Below are 20,755 nucleotides of genomic sequence, written 5' to 3'. Positions count from 1 at the left end.
TGGGGAATTATTATTCAGGTATTTCTGAAAAGAAAATGATTTATTGTGTAAAGACTATAGTTTTAAGTAAAAAGTAAACTTACCCGAAATATTATCCTCAAAACGAGGAAGATGGTAGGCGCCATAGCGATAGGCAAAACTAAGCCCAAAACCGGCAAATAATTTGTTGATTTCAAATCCTGATTCTTGATATCCACGTTGCAAAGATGAAAAATTTACCCCTTGATGGTTTTCAAGATTGCTAACATCTCCGATTGCATAGCGAGTTATAAAAACGAGTTCTGGTTTAAACCAATTTGTAATTTTTACAGGCTTAATTCTATGTTTGACCTGTAATGTTGCCAGCCTGTCATTAAAAAATTCACCAAAATACATAGTTTCAAAAGTCCTTCTACCGGCTACAGAAAATCGTTGAAGTACTGTTTCTTTAGTCGGAGCATTAGGATAAGCGTGATACAAATGTGTGAGTGGGATATCTCCAGAAGCGATATCTGCTTCAAATAAAATACTTGTTTTAGATTGATTAATACGGTTAATGATATATTCTGCTTTTAAACCTATTTTGCTATAAGAGAAATTACTATCAAATACACCCTTGAAACCTTGCGTATATTGCGCAGTAATTTTGGGGTACCCATCATGAATTTCTTTATATCGATTGGGTGTTTTTAGAAATTTACTAAACGGACTCCATCTTAACGCTATTGTAGCTTCTGCTGTTTTATATCCCGAAAATAGATTACCGTCATTTAGATATTGATATCCTCCGGTTTGATTTATATTGCTTATAGAAAATTGAGTTTCTGAGAGTAGTTTAGGAAATATCTGCTGCTGCAAACTAGCACTCCAGGTTCTGTGCTTGTAATAGAAATCTATATTTACCAAACGAGGCTCGAATAAAGAATATACTCTTCTGTCTGTAAGATAAAGGAAACTACCTACTTCTCTAATATCATCGGTATAATTAAAATTAAACCATGAGTTTGATTTTTTATTTACTAATAAACCTCCTCCTATACCATATTTGGATTTTGAATCTCTAAATCCGTAAACAAAATATCCTTCTAATCTAAATTGATTAGAGAATTTTGTGTTTGTTAAGCCACCTATTCCTAGTCGTAACCCTTCATAATTATTGTATTTTATGGGATAAGTGAGATCAAAATTGAAAAACCCTACTGGGTAATATCCAATATTAAAACTTTGGATAACATCAATTCTGCGTTCTATGTTTTGTGCTTGTACAATGCTATCTATGACTTGAAACGAGTTTAGATCTTTTTCTGTAATTGCACTGGTACGATATTGATTCCAATAAGATTCAGGTCTATTATTAGCTTCGGGATCTATTCTTATTGTAGCTTGGTTTTGTTTAATATCTTGACTAGTATCTAATTTGATATCAAATAAATCTGTTGTAGAAACTAAAAAATCATTATTTCCAGAAGAACTTTTTTTATCATTCCCTAATCTTCCTACAGAGATTCGGCCTCCAAATAAACTTACTTTTTGTCTTCCATTCCCTGGTCTTATTGTGATTTCCTGTTTGGTTGGGAACCAGCTTTTTTGTTCAGCGAAATATTTAAAACTATGAGTTGCCATCACATTAAGTTCGCCTCGTAGTTCTATAATAGCTTTTTGAATTGCTAATGATTTTGTATCTATATATAATACGCCCTCTAAACTTGCATAATTTTTAGACTTACGGGGTTGAAAAAGAATCACGTAAGCTGGGTTTTTACCCTGTACAGTATCGAGAACCTTATAATAATAATTTCTTAGGGCTCTGTTTGATAATGGTCCTATGTATTTATTGTTAAAAATCGTGTAATCTTCATCATAAAGAGAATTAGATTGTATTTTGATCCCCAGTACATTATAAATGGGCTCTTTAAAACCACTCATTCGAGTTGCTAAAACTGTCTCTTTTTCGCCTGCATTTTTTCTAAATTGGTGTAAACTTATTTTTTCTGAAAGAAAGGAATGAGCTTTGTTAAATAAATGCTCCATATCGACACTTGTAGTGTCCAGAGTATTTAATTGAGCTTGATTATCTTCTGTGATCTTTAGTTTGTTGTAACTTTTATAACTAAAATTACGTAATATCTTTTTTGGATTATTTTTGTTTTTCTTGCTTATGGCTTCAATAATGAGTTGAGCTGCAATGTTTTCGGGGGCATCTAGCTTTACTGTCTCAAGGTTTTCCTCTTTAGTACTAAGTCGTACTTCTATTTTTTCTGAACTTTTGGAAGTAATTAAAATAGTCTTTGTCTGATACCCTAGATAGCTTATAGTTAGATTAACAGGGTAGGTATTACATCGTATAACAAACTCACCCTTAACAGAGGTTAAAGCGTATGAGGAATTACTGGTTTTTACAGTGGCAAATGGCAAGGGTTGATTAGAACTTTCGTCAATGACAATACCGTTAATACTAACTTGAGAAATTAAGACAAAGTGTACAAAAAATAATAAACAAAAAAATTTGTTCTGCATTATACCAAATAGGTTCAAAAAGGCGAAGATACAAAAAAAGCGTTTCTAATGAGAAAACGCTTTATTTATAATTTCTATACATTAAAAAATGTTAAACAGTCATAATTTCTTTTTCTTTATGACTAAGCATTTCATCAACTTTTTTAATGTATGTATCTGTTAATGCTTGAATATCTACTTCAGTGTTTTTTGCCAAATCTTCTGATAGACCTTCTTTTTCTAATTTTTTGATCTCATTATTGGCATTTTTACGATCATTGCGTATACCAACTTTAGAATCTTCTGCTTCAGCTTTTGCTTGTTTCGCAAGATCTTTACGGCGTTCTTCGGTGAGAGGAGGAACACTAATGATAACGCTTTCGCCATTATTCATTGGGTTAAACCCTAAATTAGCTATCTGAATACCTTTCTCAATCTCTGGGATTACAGATTTATCAAAAGGCTGAATTGTAATGGTTCTTGCATCAGGAGTAGTTACATTTCCTACCTGGTTTAACGGAGTAGGAGAGCCATAGTACTCTACCATTACACTGCCTAACATAGCAGGAGATGCTTTACCAGCTCTGATATTGAGTAATTTTTTTTCTAAATGAGTAATTGCTGCTTGCATTGACTCTTTGGTCGAATCTATAATAAAATCTATTTCTTCGTTCATGTTTTAGTTCTTTTCTTCTGACAAATCAAAAAATAAGCCAATATGATTAAAGGTTTACTTGAGTACCTATAGATTCACCAGAAACTACTTTTAGTAAATTCCCGGCTTTATTCATGTCAAACACTATTATAGGTAATTCATTTTCCTGACTTAATGTAAATGCTGTAGTATCCATCACCTTCAGACCTTTTCGTAAAACATCGTCAAATGATATAAAATCAAATTTTGTGGCATCAGCATTTTTTTCTGGATCAGAGGTGTATATTCCATCAACTCTTGTGCCTTTTAGAATAACGTCTGCATTAATTTCTATAGCCCTTAGCACTGCGGCAGAATCAGTAGTGAAATATGGATTTCCTGTTCCTCCACCAAATATTACAACTCTTCCTTTTTCGAGATGACGCATTGCTCTTCGACGTATAAAAGGCTCTGCAACTTCGTTAATCTTTACTGCAGATTGTAATCGAGTAGGTATTTCGGCATCTTCAAGAGCACTCTGTAAGGCCAGTCCATTAATAACGGTTGCAAGCATACCCATATGATCCGCTTGAACTCTATCCATTCCTTTACTGGCACCTGCAACACCTCTAAAAATATTACCTCCACCTATCACAATAGCAACTTGTACGCCTTTTTCTGTAATTTGTTTGATTTCATGGGCATACTCTGCCAGTCTTTTAGGATCAATTCCATATTGACGATCACCCATTAGAGCTTCGCCAGATAATTTAAGTAATATTCTTTTATATTCCATTATGAGATTTAACTGTGGTGCAAATATAACGATATTCTTAATTTAGAAAATAGTTTGGATTATAAAGGTGGATTTTTAAGTTAAATAGTCAAATGTTAAAGTTTAAAAACTATTGAAAAAAGGGTGGTTTTCCCCTATAAGAGGTATTGATTCGTGTTGAATTATGTTATAGGTTTGCATCAAGGAAAACAAAAAAGGTGTTGGGGATGATAAATGTTTTTAGAAAGGAAATTGAACGTTTTTAATATATAAATACGATGTAGGTGTTTGTATTGTATAAGCTAATTGGGGAGTTAGTTTGTATTGGGGGTAAGTTTTGGAAGAAATTCTAAACTTGTAAACGTTGGAAACCAGAAAGAAAATATTTTGAAAATGATGAATAAAAAACCGCTTCTGTTATAGAAGCGGTTTTTATTTTTTTTCAGATACGTCTGAATACTATTTAATTTTTGAATTAACCCAAAGCTACTCTTTCAAAAGCAACTACAGATACATCACCAAGTGTTTTTACATAATCAGCAACACTTTTCTTTTCATCTTTAATGAAATTTTGGTCAAGAAGACATTGCTCCTGATCTAATGTAGTATTATCAGAAATAAATCTTTCTAATTTTCCAGGAAGAATTCTATCCCAGATTTGCTCAGGCTTACCTTCTGCTTTAAGCTCTTCTTTCAATTTTTCTTCTGCTTGCGCAATTATATCATCAGTCAATTGAGATCTTGAAATAAATAAAGGAACATTTTTTAATGTTTTTCCTAATCGACCAAGTTCAATATTCTCTTTTTCGATTGCTGCAATTCTTGCTTGAGTTTCTGAAGCAACATATTCTGGATCAAAATCTTTGTAAGACAATGTGGTTGCTCCCATAGAAGCTACTTGCATAGAGATATCTTTGGCAAGTGTTTCTGCATTATCTATCTCATTTGATAAACCAGTTAGAGCACCGATTTTATTTCCGTGTATATATGATCCTACAAAAGGAGCTTCTAGTACTTTAAAATCTCCGATTTCGATTTTTTCTCCAATAACACCAGTTTGTTCAGTAAGTTTTTCCTGAACAGTCATACCATTAAAATCTGAAGCTAAAAATTCTTCTTTAGAAGAAGTGTTAAGAGCTACTTCTGCTAGTTGTTTTGCTAAAGAAACAAAAGATTCATTTTTTCCTACGAAATCAGTTTCACAATTAAGAGAAACGATTACTCCTTTGTTTTTTGAATCATTAACTTTTGCAATAACTGCACCTTCAGAAGATTCTCTATCTGCTCTTTTATCAGCAATTTTTTGTCCTTTTTCTCTAAGGATCTTGATAGCTTTGTCAAAATCTCCTTCAGCCTCAACAAGGGCTTTTTTGCAGTCCATCATTCCGGCACCTGTAGCTTTACGCAATTTACTTACTTCGGCTGCTGTAATATTTGCCATATCTTTAAATATTAAATGTGTAAAATGTATTGTTTGTATAAAAAACAAGTCGTTTAGTTAGTACTGCAAAAGTAAAGAACCAAACGACTTATCAATTTTATATTAAAGTTAAGTTTTATCGCAGAGACATAAACTTAACTTTGAATTTTAATAGATATACAATCTATTTGTTTATTCTTCCTCTTGCTTTGCAGCTTCGGTTGCTGGAGCTTCTACTGTAGCCTCAACCTTTGCAGGTGTTTCAACTTTTGCTGGAGCTTCAGCTTTTGCTTCCTTTTTAGGAGCTTCTTTTTTAGGAGCTTCTTTTGTTGCTTTTCTTTCGCTTAATCCTTCTATAACAGCATCACTAACATAAGTCATAACTTTGTCTATAGATTTAGAAGCATCATCATTTGCAGGGATTACATACTGTACCTGACGTGGGTCAGAGTTAGTATCAACCATTGCAAAAATAGGAATGTTTAATTTTTGAGCTTCTTTTACCGCTATATGTTCGCGAGTAATATCTACAACAAATAATGCTCCAGGTAGACGAGTCATATCAGAAATAGAACCTAAGTTCTTTTCTAATTTTGCTCTTAAACGATCTACTTGTAAACGTTCTTTTTTAGATAGTGTATTAAAGGTACCGTCTTTCTTCATTCTATCGATAGAAGCCATTTTCTTGACTGCTTTACGAATAGTAACAAAGTTAGTAAGCATACCACCGGGCCATCTTTCTGTAATATATGGCTGATTAGCTTTGCTTGCTTTTTCGGCTACGATTTCTTTAGCTTGTTTTTTAGTCGCAACAAAAAGGATTTTTCTGCCGGACGCTGCTATCTTTTTTAAAGCTTCACTAGCTTCATCAATTTTTGCAGCAGTTTTATATAAGTTAATGATGTGAATACCATTACGCTCCATATAAATATATGGTGCCATATTTGGATCCCATCTTCTTGTAAGGTGACCAAAGTGTACACCTGCATCAAGTAATTCTTTTACTTCGATATTGTTTGCCATTTTTGTAATAGTTTACGTTCTGTTGAATTAGCAATGCCCAAGTGGCTACTTTTTGTATGGCCTTGTGCATTTAGATGCTAAACTAACCCCTCACGAATTGAGGTAACAACAAATACTGTTTTAATAAATTAACGTTTAGAGAACTGGAATTTCTTACGAGCTTTCTTCTGACCGAATTTTTTACGCTCTACCATTCTTGGATCTCTGGTTAACAAACCTTCTGGTTTTAGGATTAATCTGTTTTCTTCGTCTAATTCACATACCGCTCTTGATATTGCTAAACGAACAGCCTCTGCCTGTCCAGTAATCCCTCCACCATATACATTTACGTTTACATCGTATTTGTCCTCGTTACTTGTTAAAGTTAAAGGCTGATTTACTTTGTATTGTAAAGTAGCAGTAGTGAAATACTCATTAAGGTCTTTTTTGTTAACCGTAATTTTTCCAGAACCATCCTTAAGATATACTCTGGCTACAGCCGTTTTTCTACGACCAATTTTGTGAATAACTTCCATTACTTAAATTCGTTTAAGTTAACAGTTTTAGGTTGCTGAGCTTCCTGATTGTGATCTGCTCCTGCATATACCTTTAAATTACGGAATAAAGCTGCACCTAGTTTGTTCTTAGGTAACATTCCTTTTACCGCTTTTTCGATTAAACGCTCTGGATTTTTGTCATACAATTCCTGAGCAGTAAGACTTCTTTGCCCTCCAGGGTATCCAGTGTGACGGATATACGATTTATCAGTCCACTTTTTTCCTGTTAAGTTGATTTTTTCGGCATTGGTAATGATAACATTATCACCGCAATCAACGTGTGGGGTAAAGTTTGGCTTATGTTTTCCTCTTAGTAGTAATGCAACTACAGAAGAAAGACGCCCTAAAGTCTGTCCTTCAGCATCTACATGCAACCATTCTTTTGTAACGGTAGCTTTGTTGGCAGATACTGTTTTGTAACTTAATGTGTCCACACTAATTATTTTTACTTAATTAAACATTCCTTTTCCTATATAAAATAGGGGTGCAAATGTACAATTATATATTTATATAGCAAACAGGTAATAGATATTATTTTTAAAGTATGATGCATTGGTTTTCAGTGATATTGATGTAATAAGGAGTTGTCTTGTTTGTTTTACGCTCCATAATCACCTTCTCCTGTTAATTTTTTACTAAAAAATGGCATAAAGTGTGACAAACTAAAATAATTTCTGTCATCTTAGTTATATCAATCATCAAACTTCTAATCATCATGAAATGTTATACCTATTTATTGGTACTCTTTTTGGTTCCTATTATTTCTACTGCACAAGATTCTACTAGTACAGTTAAAAAACGAATTTACACTACAAAACTACTTAATAATGCCGAAGGATTAACAATAAATGGTTTAATTGATGAACCTGGTTGGGATGTGGTAGAATGGGCTGGTGATTTTATTGAAAATGAGCCTGATGAAAATACACCTCCAAGTCAAAAGACCAAATTCAAGATTGCATATGATCAGAAATTTCTATACGTAGCTTATCGATGTTATGATACCGAGCCAGATAAAATAGAAAAAAGACTATCGAGAAGAGATGGTTTTGCAGGAGATCGTATTACACTTATCTTAGATACATATCACGATAAGAGAACAGCGTTTTCTTTTACTATAACAGCGGCAGGAGTGAAAGGAGATGAGTTCGTTTCGCAAAATGGAGATAATTGGGATAGCAGCTGGAACCCAATATGGTATGCAGCAAGCAATATAGATAATGAAGGGTGGACCGCAGAAATAAAAATACCTTTAAGCCAGGTAAAATTTGGTAAAAGCAAAGAACAGGTATGGGGGCTTCAGGTAAACAGACTGTTTTTTCGAAAAGCTGAGCGATCAGTTTGGCAACGAATCCCTAGAGATGCTCCTGGATTTATAAGTGAATTTGGAGAGTTGCATGGTTTGATTAATATCGAAGCACAAAAACAATTAGAAATCCAGCCATTTGCAGTAACACAATTTGATACGTATCCCGAGGAAAAAGGAAATCCATTTAGAGATGGTCAGGATTTTAAATTGAATGGAGGGTTAGATGCAAAAATCGGAATCACAAATGATCTAACTTTGGATCTAACTGTAAATCCTGATTTTGGCCAGGTCGAAGCTGATCCTGCCGCTATTGCATTAGATGGGTTTCAGATTTTCTTTAGAGAACAACGACCTTTTTTCGTAGAAAATAAAAATATTTTTGATTACCGTTTTGCCAATAACCAGGATAATTTGTTTTATTCTCGTAGAATAGGAAGAAGCCCACAAGGATCAATTTCGGGAATTGATAATGAATTTATTGATAAGCCTACCAATACTACAATTCTTGGAGCTGCAAAATTTAGCGGAAAAACCAAAGATGGATGGTCTATAGGTGTTTTAGAAAGTGTAACTTCTAGAGAGATCGCCAAAATTGAAGATGAAAATGGTAATAAGAGAGAGGCCATTGTAGAGCCTCTAACAAACTATATGGTCGGTAGGGTGCAAAAGGATTTTAATCAACGCAACTCATTTGTTGGAGGAATTATAACGGCTACCAACCGAAATCTTGGAGACACCTTTGATATTGATGAGGATGACCCAAATACAGACGAGACATCGGAAGTAGCAGGAACAAGAGAAAATAATCTTAATCTTCTTCGTAAATCAGCATATACAGCAGGGTTGGATTTTAGACATAACTGGAGAGATAGAAAGTATTTTATCGAAGGTAATATTGTAGCTAGTCACGTAGAAGGTTCTGAAGAATCTATCGAAAAAACCCAGAATTCACTTACGCACCTTTTTCAGAGGGTAGATGCAGATCATGTAGAATTAGATCCCAATAGAACTTCATTAACCGGAACTGGTGGTAAACTTAGAGGAGGGAAATCTGGAGGAGGAAATTGGAGATATGGAGCAGGAGTTTTCTGGCGTTCTCCAGAATTAGAACTGAATGATATTGGTTTTTTACGTCAGGCAGATGATATCAGGCAATTTGCAAATCTTCGTTATCTTTTCTTAAAACCTACCAAGTTTTATAGAAGAGCTAATGTTAGATTTAGTCAATCATCGGCATTTGATTTTGAAGGTAACTATAATCGTATTCAATATGTGTTGGGCGGTAATATAGATTATCAAAATAATTGGTGGACTGAAGTTGAGATGATTCATAAACCTCGTATTTTTACAAATACCGTTCTACGAGGAGGTCCCAGGTGGAGATTTTCTCAAGAAAATATAGGAGTGTTATTTTTTGGATCTGATCAAAGAAAGAAATTTAATTTTACTGTCGGTCATGTGAATTCATGGACAACAGATAATAATTTCTCTTTTAGGCGATATGTATTGAGGCTTAGGTATCAGCCATTTAACTCGTTTAGTATGTCTTTAAACCCAGAGTTTGTAGAGAACCCTAATAAAACACAGTATGTTACAGATGTTGATTTTAATGGTACTCCAAGATATATAACTGCTAAAATCGATCAGAAAACTTTAAGTGCGAGTATACGGTTAAATTATAGTATTAATCCTAATCTTACCATTCAGTATTATGGGCAACCGTTTATATCACGAGGAAGATATACCGATTTTAACTATGTCAATAATGCAGTTGCCAAAAACCTGGATGAGAGAGTAACATTATATGATCAGGATCAAATTTCGTTTGCAGATGATGAGTACTCTATAGATGAGGATAGAGATGGTACTGTGGATTATACTATTAGTAATCCAGATTTCGCATTTGTTCAGTTTCGTTCTAACCTGGTACTACGCTGGGAATATATCCCTGGTTCTGAAATATTTTTGGTTTGGTCGCAAGGTATTACAGGAGATGGAAATCCTTCTGATGATCTCTTTAGAAGTTTAGACAATCAAATTCTGAATCAGCAGCCAGAGAACACATTTTTAATCAAAGCAACATATCGATTTGTATTATAAAGTTTCTGAAAAAGTTTTTATACAATAAATAATATTAGACGTATTTTGCGACTCTATAGAATGTCGTATTATGAAATATTTTTATGCTGTATTTGCTTTGGTTTTTTTGGTGTCTTGCACTACATCAAAACCTAAAGAAAGGGTTGTTGTAATAGATGAGAAACCAGAAGTGTCAAAAAAAGATTCTATATCCTTCTTCTTAGAGCATTACGAGAAGTTTTTTGCTACCAATTTTAATGTTTCAGAATGTCCTGGAGCAGCTGTTGTTGTGGTTAAAGGCGATACTGTTATTTATAAAAAGGGCTTTGGAGTAAAAGAAATTCATACACAAGATTCTGTAGATTTAAATACAGTTTTTAGAATTGCAAGCTTATCAAAAGGTGTAACAGCAGTTTTGGCAGGCAATTTAGTAGATCGTGATGAATTACAATGGGATCAAAATGTTAGAGAATCGGTAAAAACATTTAGTTTAAGAAATAGTGAACAGGCGGATCGACTTAAAGTAAATCATTTATTATCGCATACAACAGGACTTTACCCTTATACATATACTAAGCTTATACAAAAAGGGTGGTCTTTAGAGCAAATTATCAGAAGTTTTAAAAGAAAAGGAGTTGTCTCTAAGGAAGGAGTAGATTATGAATATCAAAATGCAATATTTTCGGTTATTGAAAAAATAATGGAAAATCAAACCGAAAAATCTTTTGAAACCCTTCTTAAAGAGAGAGTGTTTGCTCCGGCAGGGATGCATACAGCATCAAGCACATATGCAGCAATAAGAAAGAATGATAATGTAGCTCTTCCTCATAAATATAATCATTATTCAAAAAAATATAAGGTTACAGAGATTCATAAAAACTATTATAATGTAACTGCTGCAGGAGGGATTAACGCATCAATTTCTGATATGGGGGAGTATTTAAAAGTATTGCTAGGATATCGTCCTGATATTATTTCAAAAGAAAGCCTTAGTGATATTTTTAACCCTATTATTTGTACCAGCAATGAAGATACATATGTTAATTTATGGGATGGGGTAACAGATTCTTATTATGCAATGGGGTGGCGAGTTTTGGATTACAGAGGTAGAAGAATACTATATCATGGGGGTAATGTAAATCAATATAAAACCCAATTGTTAATTGATCCTGATAATGATATAGGTGTTTGTGTATTATTTAACGGCCCCAATCCATTTAATGGGCCGGTGATTCCTACTTTTTTAAATTATTATGATTTTTATAAAGAAATAAGCCAAAATCAACAAGTGAAATGATTTTGGCTTTTGAGCTTTCTTAACTGTTCGATTAATATTTTTAGTGAGCCTCTAACCAGTCTTTACCCAATCCAAGATCTACATCTAATGGAACTTCTAAAGTGTATGCATTTTCCATTTCGGTTTTGATTAAGACTTTGATCTCTTCCAATTCTGGTTTAAAAACATCAAATACCAATTCATCATGCACCTGTAGCAGCATTTTGGTCTTATAGTTTCCTTCTTTTAGTTTTTTATGAATATTGATCATTGCAATCTTGATAATGTCAGCAGCGCTTCCTTGAATAGGAGCATTTACTGCATTTCGTTCGGCTGCACCACGAACAATTGCATTTGCAGAGTTAATGTTTTTTAAATATCGGCGTCTTCCTAAAACCGTTTGTACATAACCATGTTCTCTTGCAAAATCTACCTGTTCACTCATGTAGTTGCGTAGCTTTGGGTATGTTTTATAATAGGTATCGATTAATTCTTTAGCTTCACTTCGTGAAAGACTGGTTTGGTTACTTAATCCAAAAGCCGAAACCCCATAAATAATTCCAAAGTTTACTGTTTTGGCATTACTACGTTGCTCTCTGCTAACCTCTTCTATGGGAACATTAAATACCTTTGCAGCAGTAGAGGCATGGATATCTTCATTATTTTTAAAAGCCTCTATCATGGTCTCTTCTTTACTTAATGCTGCAATGATCCTTAATTCAATTTGAGAATAATCTGCCGCTAGCAGTGTGTATTCTTCATTTCTGGGAACAAATGCTTTTCTTACTTGTCTTCCTCTTTCTGTACGAATAGGAATGTTCTGTAAATTTGGATTATTAGAACTTAGACGTCCGGTAGCTGCTACCGTTTGCATATAATCTGTATGAACACGCCCGGTATTTTCGTCAACCTGTGTTGGCAATGCATCAACATAAGTGCTTTTTAATTTAGACAAACCACGAAAATCCAATATGTTTTGAATAATCTCATGATCTTTTGCAAGATAGGATAATACATCTTCGGCAGTAGAATATTGACCTGTCTTTGTCTTTTTGGGTTTGTCTACCAATTTCATTTTTTCAAATAATATAACACCCAATTGCTTTGGTGAAGCAATGTTAAATTCTTCACCAGCTTCTGTATAGATTTTTTGTTCTAATGTTTTAATATCGCTATCTAGTTCTTCAGAAAGAGATTGTAAAAAACCTTTATCCAGGTTAATTCCTTCGATTTCCATATCGGCCAGAACTCTTAGTAACGGAATTTCAATATCCTTAAATAAAGAGACTGTTTTTGCTTCGGTAAGCTCGGGTGCAAAATGTTCTTTTAGCTGAAAAGTAATATCTGCATCCTCTACAGCGTATTCAGTTTGCTTATCTATTGGTACTTGCCTGAAGGATAGCTGGTTTTTACCTTTTTTGCCAATTAATTCAGTAATAGAAACCGGAGTGTAATTAAGATAAGTTTCTGCAAGTACATCCATATTGTGTCTCATGTCTGGATTGATGAGATAATGAGCTAACATCGTATCAAATAGTGTTCCTTTAACTTCGATATTATATTTTGCCAGAACTTTGATATCATATTTTAGATTTTGACCAATTTTTGTGATATGTTCAGCTTCAAAGAAAGGTCGTAGTTGTTCGATCAATTCTTGTGCTTCGTTACGATCTTCTGGAAAAGGAATGTAAAAACCTTTTCCTGCTTCCCAGGAAAAAGCAATTCCTACCAATTCTGCAATTAGTGGATTAAGACCTGTAGTTTCGGTATCAAAACAAACATGCTCTTGCTTTAATAAATTTTGAAGGAATAATTTCATTGCCATTCCCGGAACAATACTCTGATAGAAATGTTCGGTATTAGCAATAGTTTTTCTACTAGAAAAAGAAACGGCTTCACCAGATTCCTCGGTTTCACCAAATAATGAAAATTGACCAGCTCCGGCCTGTGTTGTTTTCTTTTTTGCAGTAGAATTACCTGTAGCCTGGGCAGATGTATTAGTTCCTTCTTCCGAAAAAATCTTAGTAAATTGATCTGTAAGCCTTCTAAATTCTAATTCTTCAAAAATGGTGTGTACTTTTTGCGCATCAGGTTTTGTGAATTCGTAATCATCGGCATTAAAGGTTACATCACAATCTAAAATAATGGTTGCAAGTTTTTTAGAAAGAAGACCTAATTCTGCATTAGCTTCTACTTTTTCTTTCATTTTACCTTTTAGCTTATCGGTATTGGCTAATAAGCCTTCCATAGAACCGTATTCTGCAAGAAATTTTTTGGCAGTTTTGTCACCAACCCCCGGCAATCCAGGAATATTATCCACAGCATCGCCCATCATACCAAGATAATCAATAACCTGTTCTGGTCGTTCTACCTCAAATCTTTTTTGTACCTCTGGTATTCCCCAGATTTCGATTCCATTTCCCATCCTGGCAGGACGATACATAAAAATATTTTCAGAAACTAATTGTGCATAATCCTTATCAGGAGTAACCATGTATGTTTGATATCCTTCTTTTTCGGCTTGTTTGGCAATGGTACCAATTAAATCATCTGCTTCTACACCTGCTTTTTCTATGATAGGAATGTGCATAGCTTTTAGTATTTCCTGAATTATTGGTACAGCAATTTTAATGGCCTCGGGGGTTTCGTCGCGATTAGCCTTGTATTCAGGAAAAATTTCTAATCGATCTTTACTCCCTTGCTTGTCAAATGCAACAGCCAAATGATCAGGTTTTTCTCTTTTAATAACATCGAATAAAGAATTTACAAAACCTAAAATTGCAGATGTATCCTGCCCTTTTGAGTTAATTCTCGGGTTTTTAATAAGTGCATAGTACCCTCGAAAAATAAGAGCGAAAGCATCCAGAAGAAAAAGACGTTTTTGTGACATGATGTGAGTTAAATTTTTAGAAATGCAATATAAAAAGAAGATTAATCAAATTAGTGTCAAAAACTATAATAAATATAAAAAGAAATGCCGCCAAAAACTGACGGCATTTCGCCCCAAAATAAAATTGATAACAATGTATCAACTGCTATAAATACGATAGTAATTTTTATATATAGTATATGATTTTTTTAAATTGTAATTAAGCCCTAAAAAGGAATATGAAACGAAGTTACAAATAAAAATCTTAGTTCTAAAAGAAATTGTTAAGATTTATGCCTGGTAAAGACATGATTTTAACGCTTTTTGGTCGTAAAATTTATTTATCGTTAATTTTTACTTAAAAAATAGCCGCAAATTAAAAAGGAGGGATAGCTTTGTTTAATAATTAAAATCTTACAACAAATTATGCGTTGGTTAGTCCCTATAATTCTATACATACTTATTGAAACTTATGCATATCAAGCCATTCGTACTATTACCAAAAATCAATGGGTGCAAATAGGATATTTAGTATTGTCATTGCTTATTTTGAGTTATGTGATTTATGTTTTTGCTAACTATGATCGCAGTGTCGGCCCAACCAAATATACATTAAGAGCTAGTGCTCTTTTGTTACTCACTTTGGTGCCTAAATTAATTATGATTTTATTTTTATTTGGCGAAGACATTATTAGAGTTTGTGTAGCGGGATATAATTATCTTACAAACACTTTTTTTGAAGGTACAGCTACTCAATATTTTCCAGACCGTAGAAAATTTATAAGTCAACTGGCACTTGGTGTTGCTGCAATACCTCTTGGGGGATTGCTGCACGGGATTTTTAGAGGGAAATATAATTTTAAGGTGATACGCCATGTGTTGCATTTTGAAGACCTCCCTGCTGCATTTGATGGATTTAGAATTACACAAATTTCAGATATACACTCTGGAAGTTTTGATGATCCGGCCAAAATCGAATATGCAGTGGATTTAATTAATGAACAAGAAACAGATTTATTGTTATTTACCGGAGATATTGTGAATACTGTAGCAGAAGAAATGGATGATTGGATAGATACTTTTAAACGTATTAAAACACCTAAATATGGCAAATACTCTGTTTTAGGAAATCACGATTATGGAGAATATGTTACTTGGAACAGTCAGGAAGAAAAAGATGCAAATTTTGAAGCAATAAAGGAAGTTCATACTAAAATTGATTTTAATCTGTTACTTAATGATAGCACTTTTGTAGAAAAGGATGGTGAACGTATTGCTGTGATAGGGGTAGAGAATTGGGGGCATAACTTTAAGAAAGCTGGTGATTTGAAAAAGGCTTCTGAAAAAGTGACCAAGGAAGATTTTAAAGTATTATTAAGTCATGATCCCTCACATTGGGAATATGAAGTAAAGAAACATTCGAATCATTACCATCTTACATTAAGTGGGCATACCCATGGATTTCAATTTGGGATTGAAATTCCCGGATTCGTACGATGGAGCCCAGTGCAATATGTATATAAACAATGGGCAGGTATGTATGATGAAATGGGAAGGTATCTGAATGTAAATCGAGGTTTTGGATTTCATGCTTTTCCGGGACGAGTTGGTATATGGCCCGAGATTACGGTTATTGAATTGAGAAAAGGATCTAATGGTAAAGGCGCATAATTCAGAAAGTGTTATATTTACAACTGTTTAATGGCCAATTATTAGAGGCCCAAACATAAAAGTTTTTGAACATGTCAAAGTTTGGAGATATAATAGGTATTGAAGTTCCTGTCTTATTAGACTTTTTTACCGAATGGAACGAACCCTCTCTGGCAATGCATCCTGTGTTAAGGGATGTAGCTGCTGCACTTGGAGATAAAGGGAAAGTTATAAAGATTGATGTAGATAAGAATGAAGAGTTGGCTACTGCTTTACGTATTAAAGGGCTTCCTACATTAATGATTTATAAAGAAGGTGAGATGGTTTGGAGACAAAGTGGCGAGCAAGATGCTAATACACTAATCGGTCTCATGAAAGAGTATGTTTAGAACCTAATGGTATCAAAAACATATCCTTTTTTAGAAAAATAGTCTAAGACCTCGGGTAGTACGACTGTAAGGTTTTTTGAAGCTTTTATGCTGTCATGAAAAACAATAATGCTTCCCTGTTGTGCATTTTGGAGCACGTTTTGTAAACATTCTTCTGGTGATATTGTTTGTTCCCAATCTTTTGATAATACATCCCAAAGTATAATGTTATATCCTAACTTTTCTAGTGCTTTAAATTTGGTGCGACTTATTTGCCCATATGGCGGTCTAAATATTTGTTGTATATCTTCCTTAGGTGAATATTCCTGAATTAGATTTTGACAATCTATAATGTTTTGAACGTATATTTCTAGACTGGTTTTCCAGGCTTTTAAGTGATTCATAGTATGATTGCCTATAGCATGGCCCTCTGCTAGAATTTGTCGAAAGACTTCGGGATGTTTTCTAATATTATCACCTATACAAAAAAAAGTTGCTTTGGCATTATATTGATTTAACAGGGTTAAAACAAATTCTGTAACACCTGGTATGGGGCCATCATCAAAAGTTAAATATAACTTCTTTTCATTATTCACATAAAGATCCCAGATATAATTTGGGAAAAGTTGTTTAATAACCTTAGGAGTTTTATTTGGAATTATTTGCACTATGAGTATACTAAAAAAGTGAGCCTTATAAAGGCTCACTTTTAATAATTAGTTTGCTATGCTATCTAAAGAATCTAACGATTTTTCCTGGTTTTGAAACTCTTTAATAAGATCTTCTTCTTGTTGTTTACGTATGGCTTCATCATCATCATATTCTTCATCTTCAGAATAGAGTCGAGCAAACAATCTTAGGTATTTGTTAAACTCATCTGCTTTTTCTTCTATCATTTCCCGATCCTGATTGATTAGCAATAGATCAACTACGCTACGATAACGTTCTACATTAGTTACAATCTCTTCAGCATAACGATATTGATCTTTAAGCTCTAAGCTACCAAAATAGGTGAGCTGCTCCTGGTATTTTTTTGCCAGTTTTATCCATAAATCTCGAGCTTTTTGTTTTTCTCCTATCTCGTAATATCCAGAAATATAAGGCTCTACCAGAGTGTAATATTCATAGTATTCGATTGGCATTTTATCCATTGCCAGATCCAAAATTTCTTTGGCTTTATCTTTTTTATCTTCCTGGATTAAAGCCTCGACAAGTCTTGCTAGATTACTACGATATGTAATTGCATTTTTTCTGGTTTCTGGATCATGATATATATTCGGGTCATTACTATTACCCCAATCCCAGGTAGTTACGTTTTTATACATGAGATCGGTATCTATTCTGCCCATTTCAAAAGGGTTTCGAGGATTTACCTTAGTGCGAATAGGAACTAATTTAAAAGTAACCCCATCTAATTGCAGATAATCTTTCATCCATAAGAAATCATCATCTCCATAACTTCCGCCAGTAAAATAAATAGGTCTTTCCCAATTGTTATTAGCGATAATATCCAGCATCAAAAGACGATTTTTAAATAATAAATCCCCATTAAGATGGATATCAATATAAGGTACAATAAGATCAGCATCTTTTTGAGCCACAATACCATTTCTAAGCACCGCTTCTTTGTCTACGGGAATTCGTATGTGCTTAGTAGGAAATGTATTTACTTTTTTACCACTTTGTAAATCTCCTTTAGTTCGAGGGTCATCTGTTTCTATCCATCTCATCCAGTTTTTGATAAGCATCGTATCAGAAGTTACGGGTTTGTGATAAATAGCATCGTTATTTCCGAATCGATAGAATTCATGAGTTAATTGAGAGGGGATAGGTTTTCCTTCATATGCAGCTTTTTTCATTTGGTCTATATACCAATCTGTTGCAAAAAGGCTTGTGTTTACGGTTCTAACATCTGTACGGTAGCCTTCAATTTCTTGTGCATACCATAGGGCAAATGTGTCATTATCTCCTATGGTAAATAGAATGGCATCTTTTTGGCAAGATTGCAAGTACATTTTTGCCATAGATTGTGCAGTATATCGATTTGAACGATCGTGATCATCCCAGTTTTGTGCTGCTAATAGTACTGGTACGGCCAATAGACAAACCACGGTAACTATAGGAGCGAGTATTTTGGGTTGTACATATTTTTTAAGTAAATCAAACAAAGCATATACACCAAATCCTATCCAGATGGCAAATACATAAAATGACCCTACCAGTGCATAATCTCGCTCTCTTGGTTCAAAAGGTCTTTCATTAAGGTAAATTTTTAGTGCTAAACCTGTAAATAAGAAAAAAATGAGTAATGCCCAGAACTTTTTCTTATCTCTTTGTAGCATAAATACAAAACCAATTAACCCTAGTAGTAAGGGTAAGAAGTAGTAAGTGTTGCGAGCCTTGTTTTTAAGAGCATCACTAGGTAAATTATCTTGAGATCCTAATCGAATTTCATCTATAAATTTAATACCACTAAGCCAATTTCCTTCTAAATCGGTAAGTTTGCCTTGGTTGTCATCTTGTCGTCCAACAAAATTCCACATAAAATAACGCCAGTACATATATCCCATTTGGTAATCAAATAAATATACTACGTTATCCCAAAAAGAGGGTTTTTCTACATTGATATAATTACCAAACGATTGTAGAAATTTACTGTAGTCATCATTATCTAATTTCCCTGTAGCATATTCCCTTCTAAATTGAGTAACAGCATTAAGTAATTCTTCTTCACCTTGATACTCGGGTTTGATTGTAAATTTAATTGGCCCGGTAAACTCCATATAATTAGCAATATGCTCTGTGCTCCACATTCTTGGTAAAATGGCTTTATGCGCATCATCAAGGTTTTGTTTTGCATTTTTCCAATCGTTAACTATAATATATTTCCCGGTTTTAAGATCTTTTTCATATTTCGGTTTGCCATCTTCATATGGATTGTTCTCATCCAAACCTGCATAAATTTCTGTAAATTGAGGTCCATAAAAAAGATGGGTTTCTGGGTATTGTTCTAAGTTATAATATGCCAGAAGCTCTCTTGCGTTATTAGGGTTATTTTCATTAATTACAGTTCCGGCATTTGCTCGTATAGGTAACATAACCCAACTAGAAAATCCTATTAGGATAAACATAACACATAGTAACAATGTGTTTAATTGTGGATAATTTTTTTTACGAGTGTATTTTATGCCAAAATAAAAAGCTGCAGCGATTATTAATCCAGCAATAATGGTTCCTGAATTAAAAGGCATACCTATAGAATTCACAAAAAAAACTTCGGCTGCACCAAAGAATTTAAGTGTAGAAGGTAGTAGGAGTTTAAAAATAAACAATAATATAGCTACAACAACGATATTGGCAACAATGAAATTTTTTATAGTAATTTCTTTGTAATTTTTGAAATAATATAATAGACCTATTGCAGGGATAGAGAGTAATCCCATAAAGTGAACACCAAAAGATAATCCTACAATAAAAGAAATTAATAGTAGCCATTTATTACCTCTAGAGGTATGCATGTCTCGTTCCCATAATAATCCAAGATAGAAAAGAACAGATAAAATACAGGTGGCCATTGCATATACTTCGGCTTCTACAGCATTAAACCAAAAGCTATCTGTAAAGGAAAAGGCGAGAGCCCCTACTATACCACTACCTAGAATAGCCATTGCTTTACCTTGTGTTAATTCTTCATCTTTAACAATTACTTTTTTCACAAGAATGGTAATTGACCAAAACATAAAAAGGATCGTAAGTGCACTAGCAAACGCAGAAGTCATATTCACCATTAATGCAATTTGTGTAGGGTCTGATGCAAAAGCAGAAGCAAAAGCTCCAATCATTTGAAAAAGTGGTGCCCCTGGTGGGTGGCCGACTTGTAGTTTTGAAGAGGTAGCAATGTATTCTCCTGCATCCCAAAAACTAGCAGTGGGTTCTACCGTCATTGCGTAAACGCATAAAGCGATGGTAAAAACAATCCATCCTAATATTTTATTCCACTTGGTAAAGTTGAATGTGCTCATAAGATTTATTCAGTTATATAACGTGTGGCGAATTTAATAATAAAAATACTTTAACCTTAGTTTTTTTAGGAAACGCTTAACAGAAGTTTATATTTTAGACATTTAACAGCAGTTTTATAAATAGATTATTGATTTAGTAGAATAAATTTTAAAAAATGTTTGCAGAGCCAAAAGAAAATTTTAAATTTGCACCCGCAAACACGTATTGGCCTATGGTGTAACTGGCAACACGTCTGGTTTTGGTCCAGAAGAGTCTAGGTTCGAGCCCTAGTAGGCCAACAAAAAAGGAGCAAATTTATTTGCTCCTTTTTTATTTTTA

14 protein-coding genes and 1 tRNA gene are annotated in these 20,755 nt (G+C 33.8%); 5 read left to right on the top strand and 10 right to left on the bottom strand.

The features are described 5' to 3' along the window. Positions 1-54: 54 nt before the first annotated feature. From Z053_RS0120775 to rplM, 7 genes are all read right to left on the bottom strand, one after another. The gene (locus Z053_RS0120775) at positions 55-2,496 is read right to left on the bottom strand and encodes a DUF5686 family protein (protein WP_025666894.1); all 2,442 of its coding nucleotides are present in this window, start codon (positions 2,494-2,496) and stop codon (positions 55-57) included. A gap of 91 nt (positions 2,497-2,587) precedes the next feature. After that, positions 2,588-3,151, bottom strand: a complete 564-nt coding sequence (gene frr / locus Z053_RS0120770) for a ribosome recycling factor (protein ID WP_025666893.1) — start codon at positions 3,149-3,151, stop codon at positions 2,588-2,590. A gap of 46 nt (positions 3,152-3,197) precedes the next feature. Then, on the bottom strand, positions 3,198-3,905 hold the full coding sequence (gene pyrH / locus Z053_RS0120765) for a UMP kinase (RefSeq protein WP_025666892.1): 708 nt from the start codon (positions 3,903-3,905) through the stop codon (positions 3,198-3,200). A 454-nt stretch (positions 3,906-4,359) separates the two neighbouring features. After that, complete coding sequence (gene tsf / locus Z053_RS0120760; RefSeq protein ID WP_025666891.1) at positions 4,360-5,325, bottom strand: translation elongation factor Ts; 966 nt, start codon at positions 5,323-5,325, stop codon at positions 4,360-4,362. Between the two features lie 171 nt (positions 5,326-5,496). Next, positions 5,497-6,327: a 30S ribosomal protein S2 gene (gene rpsB / locus Z053_RS0120755; RefSeq protein ID WP_025666890.1), complete on the bottom strand. Its 831-nt coding sequence runs from the start codon at positions 6,325-6,327 to the stop codon at positions 5,497-5,499. A 128-nt stretch (positions 6,328-6,455) separates the two neighbouring features. Next, entirely contained in the window at positions 6,456-6,842 is a 387-nt protein-coding gene (gene rpsI, locus Z053_RS0120750; protein ID WP_025666889.1) for a 30S ribosomal protein S9, read from the bottom strand. After that, positions 6,842-7,297, bottom strand: a complete 456-nt coding sequence (gene rplM, locus Z053_RS0120745) for a 50S ribosomal protein L13 (protein WP_025666888.1) — start codon at positions 7,295-7,297, stop codon at positions 6,842-6,844. Before rplM ends, rpsI begins: the two co-directional genes overlap by 1 nt. 281 nt (positions 7,298-7,578) lie before the next feature. Here rplM and Z053_RS0120740 point away from each other — a divergent pair, with 281 nt between their 5' ends. Together Z053_RS0120740 and Z053_RS0120735 are read left to right on the top strand one after the other, a co-directional pair. After that, entirely contained in the window at positions 7,579-10,272 is a 2,694-nt protein-coding gene (locus tag Z053_RS0120740) for a DUF5916 domain-containing protein (RefSeq protein ID WP_025666887.1), read from the top strand. A gap of 70 nt (positions 10,273-10,342) precedes the next feature. Further along, positions 10,343-11,548 (top strand): serine hydrolase domain-containing protein, encoded by a 1,206-nt coding sequence (locus Z053_RS0120735; RefSeq protein WP_025666886.1) that lies wholly within the window; start codon positions 10,343-10,345, stop codon positions 11,546-11,548. Between the two features lie 40 nt (positions 11,549-11,588). On the opposite strand, the gene polA is transcribed toward Z053_RS0120735, so the two are convergent. Further along, complete coding sequence (gene polA, locus Z053_RS0120730; RefSeq protein WP_025666885.1) at positions 11,589-14,420, bottom strand: DNA polymerase I; 2,832 nt, start codon at positions 14,418-14,420, stop codon at positions 11,589-11,591. A gap of 402 nt (positions 14,421-14,822) precedes the next feature. Between polA and Z053_RS0120725 the strand changes: the two genes are divergently transcribed. Both Z053_RS0120725 and Z053_RS0120720 read left to right on the top strand, forming a co-directional pair. Continuing rightward, positions 14,823-16,067, top strand: coding sequence for a metallophosphoesterase (locus tag Z053_RS0120725; protein ID WP_035096503.1), 1,245 nt, complete (start codon positions 14,823-14,825; stop codon positions 16,065-16,067). Positions 16,068-16,138: 71 nt separating this feature from the next. After that, the gene (locus Z053_RS0120720; protein ID WP_024772315.1) at positions 16,139-16,435 is read left to right on the top strand and encodes a thioredoxin family protein; all 297 of its coding nucleotides are present in this window, start codon (positions 16,139-16,141) and stop codon (positions 16,433-16,435) included. Here the strand turns inward: Z053_RS0120720 and Z053_RS0120715 are convergent. Next, a complete protein-coding gene (locus tag Z053_RS0120715) occupies positions 16,432-17,082 on the bottom strand; it encodes a polysaccharide deacetylase family protein (protein WP_025666883.1) in 651 nt (216 codons plus the stop codon). The two genes, Z053_RS0120720 and Z053_RS0120715, sit on opposite strands and share 4 nt — an antisense overlap. A gap of 48 nt (positions 17,083-17,130) precedes the next feature. Further along, entirely contained in the window at positions 17,131-20,436 is a 3,306-nt protein-coding gene (locus tag Z053_RS0120710; RefSeq protein WP_025666882.1) for a glycosyltransferase family 117 protein, read from the bottom strand. A 206-nt stretch (positions 20,437-20,642) separates the two neighbouring features. Between Z053_RS0120710 and Z053_RS0120705 the strand changes: the two genes are divergently transcribed. Beyond that, positions 20,643-20,715: transfer RNA gene (locus tag Z053_RS0120705), tRNA-Gln, on the top strand. Positions 20,716-20,755: the final 40 nt, after the last annotated feature.

It is taken from the genome of Aquimarina megaterium XH134 (assembly GCF_000520975.1).
Lineage (GTDB): Bacteria > Bacteroidota > Bacteroidia > Flavobacteriales > Flavobacteriaceae > Aquimarina > Aquimarina megaterium.
Note: the sequence above shows the minus strand (reverse complement) of the source record. Positions and strands in the feature narration are given on the sequence as shown.